Raw genomic sequence first — 16,578 nt, 5'->3', positions numbered from 1 at the left:
GAGGAAAATATGTCTTTAAAGATTTACAACTCCCAGTCACGACAGTCCGAGGAATTTGTTCCTTATGATCCGAAGCACGTGAAAATGTACGTGTGCGGTCCGACGGTTTATAACTTTCTGCACGTGGGTAACTTCCGCGGGCCTGTTGTTTTCAATATGGTTCGTAACTGGTTGGAGCATCTTGGATATAAAGTTTCCTATGCTCTGAACTTTACTGATGTGGATGATAAAATCATCGCAAAGGCCAATGCCGAAGGTATGGCTCCAGGGGAGTTGTCCGAGCTTTATATCAAAGAATACAAACATGACTTTGCAAGCCTGGGCTTGCGTCCTCATGATATGAATCCGAAGGTGACTGAGCATATGGATGACATTCTTTCTATGGTCGGTACTTTGATCGACAAGAAAGTTGCGTACGAAGCTCAGGGCGATGTTCTTTACTCGATCGAAACATTTAAAGACTACGGCAAGTTGAGTGGCCGTCACACAGACGAGTTGCTAGCTGGTGCACGTGTTGAAGTGGACGAGAAAAAACGTTCACCGATGGACTTTGCTTTGTGGAAAGCTGCAAAGCCAGGAGAGATCTCTTGGCCTTCTCCATGGGGACCGGGGCGTCCTGGTTGGCATATTGAGTGCTCGGCGATGATCAAAAATATCTTTGGCGATCAGATCGACATTCATGGCGGCGGTATGGATTTGATTTTCCCGCACCATGAAAATGAAATCGCTCAATCCGAAGGCTGTACAGGTAAGCACTTCGTTAAGTACTGGATGCACAATAACATGTTGAACTTCGGCGGTCAGAAGATGTCGAAGTCTTTGGGGAACATCGTATCACTGCGTGAGTTTGTGACGATGTACAATGCTGAAATCTACAAATGGATGATTCAATCTGTTCACTACCGCACAATGAGTGAATTCGGTGATGCCGCTGTTGAACGTGCGATATCCGGTTTGGCGCGTGTGTATTCATCACTTGCGATGGCGGAAAGCTATCTGACACCGGAAGTGACTCAAGTGGATGCAGGCTTTGCCAAAATCACTGAAGACGCTTGGAAAAAAGTCGAAGCGGCGATGAATGATGACTTCGGAACTCCGGAAGTATTTGCGACGATGTTTGAAGTGGTTCGCCAGTTCAACAATCAAGTTCGCCGTGGCATGAAAGCCAACCCTGCGATTCAAGGGAAGGCTTTGGCCTTTACTCAGTTTATTAAGAAAATGGGTGCAGTGATGGCGATGTTCCAAGAGCCAGCTCATGATTTCTTGATCAAGCTTGATAACATGCTTTTGGATAAAGCGGGGATTAAGCGCGCTGATGTAGACGCTGTCGTCGCAGAACGTGGTCAGGCTCGTGCGAATAAGGACTTTGCAAAGTCTGATGAGCTTCGTAACAAGCTTGTGGCGATGAATATTTCTGTGAGCGATACGCCAGAAGGTTCCTTCTGGGAAGTCACTAAATAGAGCTTTGAAATTTGAGATTAGAAATTGGATTTGAGAAGGGCTTCATTTTGAAGCCCTTTTTTTATTGGCGACGCGCCCAGCAACCGAAGCGGTTGTGAATATTACTGGGTTTTTTCAAGTTGTGTTACGTAGGCGTCTGCTTTTTTCTCTCTATCCTGGAAATGAGCGGAGAGTGATTTTAAAAAATCAAAACAGTAAACCAGGCCTAAGCTACTCCACATGAGGATGACCCCATCAAAAGGCGCGCGGAAGCGGCTTTCCGATTTGAAGATATAGACGGTAAAAAAGATCGTAAGCATCAGCAGTGCGCTGACTTCCGCGTAGTTGTTGCGGCGGCGAGCGTAGGCGAGTGCTCCGAGGGCTGCGAGTGGGAGAAGTCCCCACTCAAATATGGGTGCCCAGATTTTATAGAGGAAATCAATTTTGGATCCCGCAATCGGCCATGTGCTGTTGCCATAGAAAAGATAATTTATAAAGCGCAGGCTTTCGATCATCACCCATGGATTTTCTTGCACGCACTGGGCGCCGGCTTTCCAGAAGTAAGCTTGGTCGGTGAAAGGGCGGTCCCATTTTTTTGTCGCGGTTTCGTTGAGACTTACAAAGAGAGGAGACATCCAAGACGCTCCTGCCGAATCCGCATTGTTTTTCCAAGGGCATTTTCCCTCGACGAAATTCAATGCTCCCGCTGTCGGTCCCCATTGAGCTTGGCCATAGGCGATTTTAGTGAACGCCAAGTGAGGCATCATGACTAAAACGCATCCCATCGCCATCATGAAAACTTTTTCGCAGGCCATTTTGAATCGACTGCGCTCACGATAAAGCAGCCACAAACTGAAAGCAGGGATAAAGAAAGCATGGTTACCTTTAAAATAAAATGACGACATCATCAGAATTCCGACAATGAAATAGTCGCGAAGACTTGCAGAATCCAAGGCCTTCATGATCCACCATAAAGTTAGCATGATCAAAAAGCTGTAAGGGGACTCTGCCATGTATCTGGCAGTGAAACCAATTTGTGGGACATCGAATGCCACGAATAAAAGAGTCAAAAATGCGGCTGTCCTGCCAAAGTTTTTTAAAACCAAGAGGAATGCAAGTAGCATCGTACTCATGGAGACAAAGATGCTCACCCATTTGTGAAGCTCCCAATCACCCAGCAGTCTTAGTGTCAGTCCGTAAATGGTGTAGCCGATCGGTTGAAATGTCTGCCCTAGATTAAAACTTCCTCGCAGCATCTGAATGCCACGTTGGAAGTAAGCAGCCATATCAGAGAACAAATACATCTCGGGTGGCATTGCGATTTGAGTTGTCCAGAAACGCAGCAGAAACCCAGCTAAGAAAACAGCAATCGTGGCAAACATCCAGCGATCTTGTTTAAGCGGCAGGATCGCATATAGCAATCCGGTCAAGGCGACACACAAAAGTAGCAGTCCGAAGACAAGGGGAGGGGCACTCCAATCCTTATCCAAGTAAAATCCAAAACTTCCACCGAAAGAATCTCCAGTCAGATTCCAAGTTGTGGCTTTGTTTAAAATATTTCCCGGGACGATCATTTCAAGACCGCGTTCGTTATTACAGCGCTCCTCTGCGGAGGCAGGCAAAGTCCACTCTTGGCCATTCGTAGAAAGATTATTTAAACAGCTCAAGGTGCGAAGACGGAATTGCTTCAGACTCATCCAAGAGGGAATCAAGGATGCCTTGGTTGTAAATTGCATCCAGAACAAGCCGCCATCATTGGGGTTGTAATCCTTAATCACAAGAGAGGATGGAGAGTTAGTCTCAGTCTCTAAATTAGGACGCACAATTTGGATGTTTTCCATCTTGGGCGTCAGCAATTGGAACCAATTCAGGCAAACGATTGCCAGAAACAGACTGAACCAAAAGAGGCGCTTATTTGTGATTTTCATGACCTCAGCTTTTAGCCAAGGTCATGATTTGCGGCAAGTTACTAACTAGTTATTATTCCAGATTCGGTTTCTGAATAAATTGCAGCGTCAGATCGAATTAAATCATCAATGGATGGGGTTTGCCATTTGCACTGATAATCCTGCATAAACTTGCCAAATTTAGCAAGTTCTGTTAGGATAGGAATGAAACGCCGGGAATATGTCATTGATATTCATTTTAATGACATAAAGATCACGAAGGTCATTATTGACCCGCACTACGAAAGAAAGCACGCGGCAAGTATCAACGATGGATTGATACTTATGTTGATTCAGGGGTTGGACGGCTTAGTTGCTGTTCCTGAAGTTGTTAATTTCCCATACGCGTACTTTAGTCAGCAGGTAGAGCGAAATGGTAAGCGGTATCGACTGATTTGGTTGTTAGAGAAGAATCAGAACTATATTGGCGTTATAAACGCGTATCGGAGGTCTTAGTGGGAATGCCCAATAGAGCTGAAATCAGAAAGGTTCTTAAAAAATTAGAAAAATCCGAAGGAACACTTGCGCTGCCTGAGAATCCCACTCCTTTGGAGAAGTTTCGTCATGATATCCAGCAAAAATTTGTTCGTTATATTCTCAAAACAAAGATTACTCAGAGAGAAATGGCCGTCTTGCTTGAGATAGACGAGGGCAAAATGAGTAAAATACTGCGTCATCGGCTTGATGACTTTTCTACAGACAGACTTATAAGTTTGTATGAGAAGATTAATCCTAACTTAAAAATCAAGGTTAGCTAAAAAAAGGGACTTCTTAGGAAGTCCCTTTTTTTTATTCCAGGATCAGCTCGTGGGCTTTGTCTTTTTCGATGTCTGTTGGATTCATTAATTGTGGACGGTGTTTGCCCATTACAAATAGTTCAATTTGGTTGGCGTAATAAGGGGAGAGCATGTGTCCTGAGACGCCGATAGGGTTGATACCCCAGCTGTGTTTTACATCTGCGAAATCAATCACGCGGCGAGTGGAGGCTCCCGCTGTGACATTGAAATCACCACCCAAAGCGCGTGCTTTATTATTTGTGATTTCATTGTAAGCACCACCCATTGGGAAAGGTCCTAAGTTAAAAATATAACTCAAAGGTTTTTCACGACCCAGTGGATGGATGTATTCGATCGTATGGATCTTGCCCCATTTCGGTGGCTCTTTCCATTTTGCAAAAGTATTGCGAAGACCCTGCGTGTAGGCCTCTTCGGGCTTCACTAATTCCCACCAAGGGGAGTTGTCATTCTGAGTAACGCGTTCAAAGAACATCCATGAGTGGGGAGTTCCCAGGTATCCTGCGCGTTGGTCTTCCAAGGGAGCTAACATCAAAAGTAAACTCTCGTTTACCCATGAATAGTAAAGGCTTGCTTCTTGTGAGCTCGCGTCTGAGTTCAAATCCCAATTTTTAAGTTTTTCTAACCAAGGACCCCATTGAGTTTGCTCTGCCGGAGTTAACTTCAAATGACCCAACATTTTTTCAAGCAAAGCTCTGTTCGTCAGATTCAAGTTCTTAACTTGCAGCGCGCGCATTTCTTCGGCGTTCCATTTATCTTTTTTCGCAAGCTCTGCCAAAATCGTGTTTTGGCGATCCGCACTTTGCCAGTCACCGCGAAGTTCCGAATCCACATTCTCAGGGCGAGTGTTCGCTGTGACGATAACTCCCGACGCTGGATTGACCATGTGAGGTTTTTCTTCCCAAGTCAGCATGCGAGTGTATTCATCATTGCCGCTAGCACCATCTAAGATCAATTCAGAGTGGGGATTGCCTTTCATCGCAACCTCACCGAACATCCACCAAGCGATGTTTTCTGCATCAGCATACATCACATTAAGACCCGGAGCTGTTCCCGGCTTCAAGGCATTTTCAAAAGTTTTCATGTCCTTGGCTTCGCCCATAACATACAGCGCTTGCAAAGGATCGTTGTCGACATTGTGATATGCCCACTTCAAAGACAAATCCGAATCAATCACATGATTCATCAAAGGACCATGGGGTGTTTCGATAATTTCAATTGTTGTCGGCGCCTGATTTTTAACTCGGATCATTTCTAAACGAGTCGCGTATTCTTGAGGTTTGCGATTGAATAAAACCGTCTTGTTCGTGCGATCGATAGTCTCGCGGTACAAATCCATATCATCTGTTTGTGACATCGTGAAGCCCCAAGCGTGGTGAGGCGTGTGACCCAAAATTGCAAATGGCACTAATGGCAAATAGTGGCCATAGATTTCAAACTCTGGCGTATGGATGTGAGCCTCAAACCAAACAGACGGGTGAGAGAACGCGATATGCGGGTCATTGGCGAAAATACTTTTCCCACTCGCAGAACGTGACGGCGAAAGAAGCCAAGCATTGCTGCTGTCAAAAAGAGTCGCGAAGGTTTCAGCTCCGGCAACTTCCCACAGTGGGCTTAAATCAACATCGTTTTGTGCAAACTTCAGCGGAGTTTTAAGCTGGTCATTGCGAAGCTCTTGAAAGTATTTATGGGGCAACTTTTTCGCGATGATAGTCATCATCGGATCAGTTCTTAAAGCAATTCCGAAGCTGTAAGCAATCTGTCCAGTCATCACATAGGCATCAACCGGAGTGAAGGGGCGAATCTTTTTAATTCCTAAAATAGCCAAGTCATAAGGAATCGGACGCGTGGATGCATATTGATTAGCTCCATCACAGAAAGCCTCCATCAATTCCCACATTTTAGGATCGAGTGTTCCATCTTTGCGTTTTTTAGCGATAACCTTTTCGGCGATCTCATTCAGTCCAAGGCTGCGATAAAGAATGTCAGACTTCAGTGTTTTTTCGCCAATGACCTCAGAAAGTTCGCCTTGAGTTTGGCGGCGAGCCATTTCCATTTGGAACAGTCGCTCACTCGCCATGACATAACCTAACGCCTTAAAGGCATCAGTTTTGTTCTGAGCGAAAATATGAGGGATACCAAAGGAGTCGCGCTGAATTTTTACCGGAGATGAGATGTTTTCAAGATCAATTTTTCCATCTAAAGGCGCTAAAGACTGGCGCATAAAGACATAAGTTCCCGCAAGAACAAGAATTAGAATCATCACGAGGTAGCGCAGGGATTTTTTCAGAAGTTTCATAGTTTCCCACTGTCACAAAGACCAGGGTTTCAGGCAAGCTTGCAACATGTCACTATGCAGAAGGATTTCGTGAGGGGCCACTAGCGAATCGTTATCCGTTTGTGTTACACTCGGAGGGATGGCCAAAGCTTATAAAAAGAACTTTCAACTGGTGTCTGAGTTTAAACCTTCTGGGGATCAACCTAAAGCGATCGAACAGATGGTTCAGAATATTGCTGCGGGACTGAAACATCAAACTTTGTTGGGTGTGACGGGCTCGGGGAAAACTTTCAGTATGGCGCACACAATCGCGCAACTGAACCAACCAGCATTGGTACTTGCTCCGAATAAAACCTTAGCTGCTCAGCTCTATTCAGAGTTCAAAGAGCTCTTTCCGCAAAATGCAGTAGAGTATTTCGTCAGTTATTACGACTACTATCAGCCGGAAGCTTACATTCCTTCGACAGATACTTATATCGAGAAGGACTCAGCTATCAACGAGCAGATCGATCGCATGCGCCACTCGGCGACGCGTTCTTTGTTTGATCGCCGCGATGTTATTATCGTGAGTTCAGTTTCTTGTATTTACGGTTTGGGTTCGCCGGAAGCCTACGAAGGCATGATGATCCAAGTTGTTTCAAATACAGAGATGAAAAGGGATCATCTTTTACGTGAACTAATACGTGTCCAATATCAACGTAACAATATCGACTTCTCGCGCGGAACGGTGCGAGTGCGTGGTGATAATGTCGAGATCTTTCCTCCGTACGAGGAGGATCGCGCGATCCGTGTTGAGTTCTTCGGTGATTTTATCGAAAGACTTTCGTGGATTGATCCATTAACGGGCCAAGTCTTGGAAGAGATCGATCAAATCGGTATCTATCCAGGAAGTCACTATGCCACGGGCGATGACAACTTAAAGCGTGCGATTAAAACAATTCAAGATGAGCTTCAGCATCATCTGCAATTCCTGAATAAGAATATGAAGTTCTTGGAAGCTCAACGTTTAGAGCAAAGAACTTACTACGATATCGAGATGATGGAACAAATGGGCTTCTGTCAGGGGATCGAGAACTACTCGCGCCATCTGACCGGACGTGGAGAGGGCGAACCACCTCCAACATTGCTAGAGTATTTCCCTAAGGACTTTATCACGTTTATCGACGAGTCCCACGTCACTGTTCCGCAGATTGGTGGTATGTACCGTGGAGACCGCGCGCGTAAGTCAACATTGGTTGAGCACGGTTTCCGTATGCCTTCAGCGTTGGACAATAGACCTTTGAATTTCCAAGAGTTTGAAAAAATGATGGATAAGGTCGTCTACGTTTCCGCAACTCCTGGAAACTACGAGCTGCAAAAATCAGAAGGTATCATCGTTGAACAGATCATTCGTCCGACTGGATTGATTGATCCTGTCGTCGAAGTTCGGCCGGTAAAACATCAGGTCGATGATTTACTGAAAGAAATCCGTGAGCGTATTAAACTCAAAGAGCGCGTATTGATCACGACTCTGACCAAACGTTCTGCTGAAGATTTGACTGAGTACTATGAAAATCTAGGAATCAAGATCAAGTACCTGCACAGTGATATCGATACTATTGAACGTTCCGAAATCCTGCGCGATTTGCGCTTGGGTGTTTTTGACGTTTTGGTCGGTATCAACTTGCTCAGAGAAGGTTTGGATATTCCAGAGGTGAGCTTGGTCGGTATTACAGATGCCGATAAAGAGGGCTTCCTACGTTCTGAAAGATCCCTGATTCAAACTATCGGTCGTGCGGCTCGTAACTTAAATGGGCGAGTGATTCTGTACGGCGATGTGATGACAGATAGTATGAAAAAAGCCATTGGCGAAACCGAGCGTCGTCGTCGCATTCAGCAGGAACACAACGAAGCGAATGGCATCACTCCGCAGTCCATCCGTAAAAAAATCCGTGATGGTTTGGGCGAGGCATTTGATGGTTCTGTCGGTGGTTCGCCATTGAAAGGTGAAAACCGTCAAGAGGCGATCATCAATAAGTTTGCTCATGAACCGGATAAGCTCACTCAAGAAATCGACAAGCTTCGTGATAAAATGCGTAAGCTTTCTAAAAATCTGGATTTCGAGGAAGCCGCGAAAGTGCGTGATGAAATCAAACGCTTGCAGATTGTGGAGCTGGGTATCCGCAGTGGCGAGGTTGAAGGCGACAGTGCTAAGGTGAATAAAGATGGCCTCGAGTAAGTTTGACGAAATCCGCGATAAGGTGCGCGAATTCCCCACACAAAGTGGCGTGTACCTGATGAAGGGGCCTGGCGATAAGATTATCTATATCGGTAAGGCCAAAAGTCTTCGCAATCGCGTTCGTAGTTACTTTACTGATAGCAAGGATCATTCGCCGAAAACGCGCCTGTTGGTTTCTAATATTTTAGAAGTCGAATACATCTTAACGAAAACCGAAGTGGAAGCTTTCTTGCTGGAAGCTTCCCTGATCAAAAAGCATCGCCCCAAATATAATATCCGCCTGCGTGATGATAAGGCCTATCCTTATATCCGTTTAAGCTGGTCGGAAAAATATCCGCGTTTATATGTTGCTCGTAAAGTAAAGCGTGATGGATCCCTTTATTTTGGTCCTTACACTTCGGGTTTGGCTGTGCAGGGGACCATTCGTTTCTTGAATCGCACTTTTAAAGTTCGTGACTGTACTGATGCTATGTTTAACACGCGCAAACGTCCGTGCATGACCTATCAAATTGGTCGTTGTACGGCGCCGTGTGTGGCTTACATCACGCAGGAAGAATATAAAAGTGAGGTTGAAGGCGCGAAGCTTTTCTTGAAAGGCCAAAACAAAAAGGTCATTAAAGCGCTTAAAGAAAAAATGATGGGAGCCGCTGACGAAGAAAAATTCGAAGTCGCGGCTCGTTTACGTGATTCCATTGAAGCCATCAAAACCATTTTGGAAAAACAAGCCGTCATCAATGACACCTCTGAAAAAGACCAAGATGCTGTCGGCTTTTATGGAGACGAGCGCGGTTGCTTGATTGAAACCGTTCACGTTCGTGCGGGTCGCGTGATCGGGACTCGCCCTCACTTCTTACCGCATTTTGATCCGAATGACTCTGCCGAAGATCCGCGCGAGTGGATGGTGGACTTCCTGAATCAGTATTACGAAGACAACTTTATCCCGGATGATGTTTTATTACCGTTGGATATCGGTAGCGACCTGAATAAATTGATGGAGCAAGTTTTGGAATCCCGTTCCGGAACGAAATCCACAGTTCGCTTTGCCACGGATGAACGTGGCCGTTCACTCGTTGAAATGGCGAATGAAAATGCCAAAGCCCATTTCTTGAAGTACGTTTCTAAATCCGAAGAAAAACTCCGCGGTCTGCAAGAGATCAAAGAGAAATTCAACCTTCCAGAGATGCCAAGACGTATTGAATGTTACGATATCTCGACATTCCAAGGGGCAGAGACAGTTGCCTCTCAAGTGGTGTTCGAAGAGGGTGTGCCAGCTAAGGATCATTACCGTCGCTATAAAATTAAAACCGTTCAAGGTATCAATGACTTTGCCTCGATGTACGAGGTTCTAAGTCGTCGCTTTAAACACACCGAGTATGAGGACCCTCAATTGGTAGTTATTGACGGTGGTAAGGGGCAGTTGTCCCAGGCGATCAAAATCCTCAGTGAGATCGGTCGTAGCGATATTCCAGTGGTGGGCTTAGCTAAGGCTCGTACGGAAAGTGACTTCCAAAAGACGGAAGTTGAGTCTACGGATGAGCGTTTCTTCCTACCAGGGCGTCAAAACCCTGTGATCTTTAAGAACAACTCCGAAGCTCAGCATATTTTGGTGGGAATTCGTGACGAGGCCCATCGTTTTGCCATCACTTACCATCGTAAGCTTCGTGAGGGGACCTCTCTTGAGAGCGAGTTAGATTACGTCGTGGGCTTGGGCGAAAAAAGAAAGAAAACTCTTTTGACTCAGTTTAACTCTATTGATGAAATCAGAATGGCTGAACCAAGTGAGATTGCGAAACTTAAGGGTTTTAACCGCGTCTTAGCGGAACGAATCGTTTTGCAGCTCAATGATTCGGAAGAAGAAGAAATCGAAGCAGAGTAACAGCCAGAAGAGACTTCAATGAGAAATCATGCCTTTTTAGTGGGAATCGCTATTTTTTTAAGCCGTATCGCGGGTCTTGTCCGTGAACGTGTGTTTGCCCACTTCTTTGGTAACTCCGCAGCTGGCGATGCTTTCAAAGCCGCTCTTAAAATTCCTAACTTCCTACAAAATCTTTTTGGTGAGGGTGTTCTTTCTGCAAGTTTCATCCCGGTCTATGCTCAGCTTTTAGCTAAAAAACATGACGAAGAAGCTGCTAAGGTTGCTTCAGTTATCGGTAGCTTGATGTTCCTATTAACGTCGCTGCTGGTGATCGTCGGTGTTTTTGCGACACCTGTTTTGATTGACCTTATTGCTCCTGGTTTTGAAGGGGAGAAACGTCAGCTAACAATTCAGATCGTACAAATCCTTTTCCCAGGAACTGGTTTCTTAGTGATGTCAGCTTGGTGCTTGGGGATTTTAAACTCGCATAAAAAGTTTTTCCTCTCCTATGTGGCGCCAGTGATCTGGAATTTGACGATCATCGCGACCCTTGTCATGTGGGGTTCCAAGCAAACGCAGTTTGATCTGGCGATCACAGTTTCTTGGGGATTGGTGGCAGGAAGCTTCTTGCAGTTCTTTGTGCAAGTACCATCTGCTTTGCGTTTGGGTAAAAAGATTTTCCCTTCGCTAGATTGGAAGATGGGAAGTGTTCTGACTGTGATCAGAAACTTTGTTCCGGTGGTTGTTTCTCGCGGAGTCGTGCAAGTCAGTGCTTATATCGACAATATGTTGGCGTCGTTACTTCCAACGGGTGCGGTTTCGTCTTTGGCCTACGCTCAAACACTTTACCTATTGCCAGTAAGTCTTTTCGGCATGAGTGTCTCCGCAGCCGAGCTTCCCTCAATGTCTCAAGCCGTGGGCAGTGATGAAGAGATTCGTGATTACCTGAAAGGTCGTTTGAATAAAGGCCTTCAGCAAATTGCCTTCTTTGTTATCCCAAGTGTGGTTGCTTTCCTGATTTTGGGTGACCTTATCGTGGGTGCTGTTTTTCAGACGGGTGAGTTTGATGCTAATAGTACACACATGGTCTGGATGGTCTTGATCGGTTCGACAGTGGGTTTGCTTGCCTCCACTCTGGGCCGACTTTATTCTTCGACGTTCTATTCTTTGAAAGACACGCGTACACCTTTAAGATTTGCGATTGTCCGTGTCGTTGCGACCACGGTATTGGGAATTGGTTTTGCCTTTTACCTGCCGCCACTTCTTGGTCTAGATCAACAGTGGGGGACGCCAGGTTTGACGGCGTCAGCTGGGATCGCAGGATGGATTGAGTTCTATTTGCTACGTCGTTCTTTGAATCAAAAGATTGGCGAAACAGGTTTGAAAGTAAAATTTCAGCTTAAAGTTTGGGCGATCGCTTTGGTCAGTGCCGCGACTGCAGCCGCCGTTGCACGTCTAGCTTTGCCACCAGAATGGCATGTGATCATCCGTGCCGGTATTGCGGTGGTGATTTACGGGACTATGTACTTTGGCTTAGGGTATGTGTTCAAGGTAGAGCAAGCAGAAGGTTTCATTCAAAAGGTTTTGCGTCGTTTGAAATAGGGTGTACGCTTGAATCGTCATGAATGATTCATCAATGTGGTCACCCTTAAAAATTACCGTTTACCGTAACTTTTGGATCTGTGCTTTTTTGTCAAATCTTGGAACTTGGGTTCAAGACGTGGCAGCAAGCTGGGTGATGACACATCTTTCGACATCGCCTCTGATTATCTCACTTCTTTCCTTCACAAGTAACTTACCGGTGGTGTTCTTAAGTATCGCTGCTGGTTACTTTGCAGATCTGGGGCATCGTCGTCGCATTCTTTTGATTTCTGAAAGCATGATGTTTACCGCAGCTGCCATTCTCGCTTTCCTTGTTTGGAAAGAACAAATCACCGAAGGCTCGTTGCTGGCTTTGTCCTTGGTGATGGGGATTGGTTTTGCTCTTTCAAATCCACCGTTCCAAAGTGTTCTGACGGATTTAGTTCCGAATGAACGCCAAGCCCAAGCGGTCTTGGTTTATTATATCGGTATCAACATCACGCGCGTCTTAGGCCCCACATTCGGTGGAATTATTCTTGGGGGAGTGGGACCTGCGGCGGCGTTCTTTGTTAATAGCTTGTCGTTCTTAGGTTTAATTTTGTTTTTCTGGAAATGGCCAGTCAAAGAGGTCGCGGTTCCTAAAGACGAAAAGAAAGAAATCAAATTCAGTCAGAAGGAATTCGAGTTTCTGTTCTCTTTCCATAATATGAAATTATGGGTGGAGATTTTCATCGTCACTTTCTTTGCTTCAAGTCTCTGGGCTTTGTATCCAACCCGTGGTCGTGTGGAGTTGGGATTGAATAGCTGGCAGTATGGTTCTTTGTTGGGCTTCTTAGGTCTTGGTGCTTGCTTCAGTACGATTTACTCTAAAAAAATCATGCTGCCTGAAAGAACGGGGCTATCGCTAGCGGGAGCATACTTCGTGTACGCCGTTGGTTTGTTCTTTATCGGAATCGCTCCAAGCTATATTTATATGTGCCAAGGGATGTTCTTTGCGGGGATCGGTTGGTTGATTCTTGCAACGTTGATGAACATGAGCTCACGCCAACTTACGGGTAAGTCTCATTTGAAAGCCACGATGCTCGGTGTGTTCTTGGCCGTGTTTTATGCCGGAATGGCTTTGGGCTCCGTTAGTTGGGGAGCCTTTGCAAGAATGGGATCAACAACGGCCGCAATGGTGACATCCGCGGCAGGTTTGACTGTGATCGCACTTTATAAATTCTTAAACTCCAAAGTCGTCAGCGCCCAAATCTAAAGTCCTTGGGCTGCGACTCGAAGAGCGGCTTCACTGTTGGCAACAGTTGGTGGGACCTTCGTGGCTTTACTGACAATTCCAAACGGAATATCACCCCACCATTTTTCAATGATGACACCATCGGCATTGGTGATGCTGATCTTGCAGGTTTTGTATTTGCCGGGATTGGTTTCCAAGGTTTCAATCACGCCACCATTTTTTTCACAACTCGCCAAAGTTTCTTTGTATTTGTCTGGTGAAAACAGGTCAGCAGTTTCAATTGTTTCGGCAAGGGTTTCGTCGCCGATTTTAGTATTAATTTTTACTTTCCATGTTTTCGTGGATTTTTCAAATGCGATCACTTCTTTGGTGATGTGAATTTCTGAAGATTTACCCTCAGCATTTTTGAAGTCCCCTGACCAAGTAACCTTGTCGCCAATACTTGGATAAGCCTTCGCAAAAAGTGATGTCAGAGTAACAAATGTAAATAAAAACACCCCGGAACGCGCAGTCATAATGACCTCCTGCAAACCAATCAATAACTCCCTAAGAATCTCACACCGAATCCACGGCGGGGACTGTTTGAAATGACCTTTGCTGGGAATCAAACCGGGGTGAGCAGTGCATTAACCAGAGGGTTTTTATGGTCTAGAAACCACTGGCAGAGTAAGCTCCCTCCCATGAAGGACTACGTTCAATATTTAGAAGAAGTTTTAGGTCTGCAAAAGGTCATGCTAGGTGACATGGCGGTCCCTGCTGGTGAAGCTGCAGCTCTTCCGGCAAAGACTCAATTCTTTACACAAAAAGGTCCTTACACCACTCAAGAAAAAGTTCACCGTGAACTGGTGTTCCTAAATATCCTCACGCAATCCAAAGAAAGCTTCTTCCTTAAAGAAACTCGCGATCTTTTCGATAAAATGAAAACCGCGATGAAGCTTAAAAATATTCAAGTTTTAGAATTGGATTGCACGGTCGAGGATCGTTCCTTATTGCCTTCGGAGCTTGCGACTTTCTGTGAAAGCAAAGTTGTCGTGGTCTTTAGCTCGTTCCCGAAAGATCTGGGCGAGATGATTTACAAAGGCCCGGGTAAGTGGATTGAAACATACAGCCCAGCGTATTTGCTGGAAGATGCGGCGGCGAAAAAAGTCGTCTGGAATGATCTCCAAAAAGTGATGAAGGAGTTGAACCTATGATGAAGCTCTTTGTTCCTGTGCTGCTGACAATGTTGCTGGGGACAAGTGCCTCACTGGGAGCGACCTGCACACTGTCTCTAACAATTAACGATGCCATCACAGCTTCAACGACAGATTATCTAGAGCGCGCGGAAAAGCGTGCCGAAGACAATAAGTGTGACTCCATCTTTATCCGTGTGAATACACCGGGTGGCAGTTTGCAAAGCACTCGTCGTATCGTTGAAAGAATGCTCGCTTCTAAGATCCCATACCTATGTTTGATCACTCCGCGCGGAGGTCACGCGGGCAGTGCTGGTGCCATCATCCTGCAGGCTTGCCATGTGAATGGGGGAGTTGAAGCCACAAACGTGGGGGCAGCCACTCCGATCCTAGGCACGGGCGAAAAAATGCCGGATGATCTTCGTAACAAGATGATCAACGACACTGTTAGCTGGCTTGAGGGTGTGACAACTCTTCGTGGGCGCAATTTGCAGTTTTCAAAAGAGATCGTAACCGAAGCAAAGTCTTTCAGCTCTACCGATGCAGTTAAAATGAAGGCCTTGGATATTTTGGCGCAGGACGAAGCGGACTTCCTAAAGCAAGCCGAGGGACGAAAAGTTTTATTGCAGGGTAAAGATCCTGGTGTAGTGGTCGTGGGTGACTTGCAGGAGTTCTTTCCCGATACGCGCTACCGTATTTTAAATTTCATCGCTGATCCTGAGTTCGCATACTTATTATTCATGGGAAGCTTAGGTCTTCTGTATGTGGAACTAACTCATCCGGGCCTTGTTGCTCCAGGTGTGATTGGCGGGATTGGTTTGGTGTTCTCGCTGATTGCGTTCCATAAGTTGGAAGTGGTGTGGGGCGGACTTGCCTTGATTCTATTGGGCATCGCCTTCCTGATTGCTGAGATCTTCATCCCAAGTTTTGGTATTTTAGGTATCGGCGGCTTAGTTTCGTTGTTCGTCGGAAGTGTTTTCTTATTCGATCAAGCGACGGGGTACACATTGCCGTATTCAATTATTTTACCGGTGGTACTGGCCATCGGAGCGGTGTTCTTTGGTGTCGGGTACTTGGCGCTAAAAACATTAAGGGTAAAAACAAAAGACAACGATCATGATTTAAAATCATCTGAAGGCGTTGTGGTTAGTACGGATGAAAATGGTCATCGTGGACAAGTTTCTGTAATGGGTGAGATCTGGAACTTTGTTTCCGAGGACTCAGTCAACAAAGACGACCGTGTTCACGTCACAGATCGCCAAGGTCTGACTTTGAATGTAAAGAAAAATAAGGAGTAAGTGGAAATGGAATTTTTAATAATCCTGCTGGTAGTTGGCGGTATCATTCTTAGTTCAATGGTTAAAATTTTGAACGAGTGGGATCGTGGTGTGGTTCTTCGTTTGGGTAAAGCCATTGATGTACGTGGACCTGGTTTGATCCTTTTGATCCCGTTCGTTGAACGTATGATCAAAGTGGACACTCGTACAATTGCAATGGACGTTCAACCTCAAGACGTAATCACTAAAGACAACGTCAGCATGCAAGTGAATGCGGTTGTATACTTTAAAGTTGTTTCCCCAATGGAAGCGATCACGAAAATCGAAGACTTTTATTTTGCGACAGGACAGTTGGCACAAACGACATTGCGTTCGGTAATGGGTCAGTATCTGCTTGATGATGTTCTTGAGCATCGTGATAAAATCAACTCTGCATTGCAAGCGATCTTGGATAAACACACGGAAGCGTGGGGTATCAAAGTGACAATGGTTGAAGTAAAACAAATCGATTTGCCAAAAGAAATGCAAAGAGCGATGGCGCGTGAGGCGGAAGCTGAGCGTGAACGTCGTGCGAAAGTCATCAGCGCAGACGGTGAGTTGCAACGTGCGGAAAAACTTGCGGCGGCGTCTACGACTCTTGCTGGTTCTCCGTCAGCCTTGCAGCTGGCCTATTTGCAGACGCTGAGCGAAATCGCCGGTGATAAAACCAACACCATCGTCTTCCCATTGCCGTTGGATATGGTTAAACCGTTCCTGGGATCTGACTATAAAAACTAGACTTTC

Annotated in this window: 12 protein-coding genes; 9 read left to right on the top strand and 3 right to left on the bottom strand. The window is 45.6% G+C overall.

All coding sequences use genetic code 11. The features are described from left to right. The first annotated feature begins 9 nt into the window (after positions 1-9). A complete protein-coding gene (gene cysS / locus ACLVWP_RS11710; protein ID WP_413557434.1) occupies positions 10-1,461 on the top strand; it encodes a cysteine--tRNA ligase in 1,452 nt (483 codons plus the stop codon). A 101-nt stretch (positions 1,462-1,562) separates the two neighbouring features. Here cysS and ACLVWP_RS11705 read toward each other — a convergent pair whose 3' ends face one another. Beyond that, the gene (locus ACLVWP_RS11705; RefSeq protein ID WP_413557433.1) at positions 1,563-3,368 is read right to left on the bottom strand and encodes an ArnT family glycosyltransferase; all 1,806 of its coding nucleotides are present in this window, start codon (positions 3,366-3,368) and stop codon (positions 1,563-1,565) included. Between the two features lie 479 nt (positions 3,369-3,847). On the opposite strand from ACLVWP_RS11705, the gene ACLVWP_RS11700 reads away from it, so the two are divergent. Then, a complete protein-coding gene (locus ACLVWP_RS11700) occupies positions 3,848-4,144 on the top strand; it encodes an XRE family transcriptional regulator (RefSeq protein WP_413561581.1) in 297 nt (98 codons plus the stop codon). Between the two features lie 31 nt (positions 4,145-4,175). Here the strand turns inward: ACLVWP_RS11700 and ACLVWP_RS11695 are convergent, their stop codons facing one another. Then, a complete protein-coding gene (locus ACLVWP_RS11695; protein ID WP_413557432.1) occupies positions 4,176-6,479 on the bottom strand; it encodes a penicillin acylase family protein in 2,304 nt (767 codons plus the stop codon). Between the two features lie 118 nt (positions 6,480-6,597). Between ACLVWP_RS11695 and uvrB the strand changes: the two genes are divergently transcribed. Genes uvrB through ACLVWP_RS11675 form a run of 4 tightly spaced genes read left to right on the top strand, consistent with a single transcriptional unit; the run spans position 6,598 to position 13,367 of the window. Beyond that, a complete protein-coding gene (gene uvrB / locus ACLVWP_RS11690) occupies positions 6,598-8,676 on the top strand; it encodes an excinuclease ABC subunit UvrB (RefSeq protein WP_413557431.1) in 2,079 nt (692 codons plus the stop codon). Further along, entirely contained in the window at positions 8,663-10,552 is a 1,890-nt protein-coding gene (gene uvrC / locus ACLVWP_RS11685; protein WP_413557430.1) for an excinuclease ABC subunit UvrC, read from the top strand. Before uvrB ends, uvrC begins: the two co-directional genes overlap by 14 nt. Positions 10,553-10,570: 18 nt before the next feature. Further along, entirely contained in the window at positions 10,571-12,133 is a 1,563-nt protein-coding gene (gene murJ, locus ACLVWP_RS11680) for a murein biosynthesis integral membrane protein MurJ (protein WP_413557429.1), read from the top strand. A gap of 19 nt (positions 12,134-12,152) precedes the next feature. Next, entirely contained in the window at positions 12,153-13,367 is a 1,215-nt protein-coding gene (locus tag ACLVWP_RS11675; RefSeq protein ID WP_413557428.1) for an MFS transporter, read from the top strand. On the opposite strand, the gene ACLVWP_RS11670 is transcribed toward ACLVWP_RS11675, so the two are convergent. Continuing rightward, complete coding sequence (locus ACLVWP_RS11670) at positions 13,364-13,861, bottom strand: hypothetical protein (protein WP_413557427.1); 498 nt, start codon at positions 13,859-13,861, stop codon at positions 13,364-13,366. The two genes, ACLVWP_RS11675 and ACLVWP_RS11670, sit on opposite strands and share 4 nt — an antisense overlap. A gap of 165 nt (positions 13,862-14,026) precedes the next feature. Between ACLVWP_RS11670 and ACLVWP_RS11665 the strand changes: the two genes are divergently transcribed. From ACLVWP_RS11665 to ACLVWP_RS11655, 3 genes are read left to right on the top strand one after another with little or no spacing between them, the layout of a single operon-like run. After that, a complete protein-coding gene (locus ACLVWP_RS11665; protein WP_413557426.1) occupies positions 14,027-14,539 on the top strand; it encodes a hypothetical protein in 513 nt (170 codons plus the stop codon). Further along, positions 14,536-15,816, top strand: a complete 1,281-nt coding sequence (locus ACLVWP_RS11660; protein WP_413557425.1) for an NfeD family protein — start codon at positions 14,536-14,538, stop codon at positions 15,814-15,816. The genes ACLVWP_RS11665 and ACLVWP_RS11660 overlap by 4 nt, the downstream gene beginning before the upstream one ends. A gap of 6 nt (positions 15,817-15,822) precedes the next feature. After that, positions 15,823-16,572, top strand: coding sequence for a slipin family protein (locus ACLVWP_RS11655; protein WP_413557424.1), 750 nt, complete (start codon positions 15,823-15,825; stop codon positions 16,570-16,572). Positions 16,573-16,578 lie beyond the last annotated feature (6 nt).

Source organism: Bdellovibrio sp. HCB209 (genome assembly GCF_047306065.1).
GTDB lineage: Bacteria > Bdellovibrionota > Bdellovibrionia > Bdellovibrionales > Bdellovibrionaceae > Bdellovibrio.
This window is presented reverse-complemented; position numbering and strand designations above follow the sequence as displayed.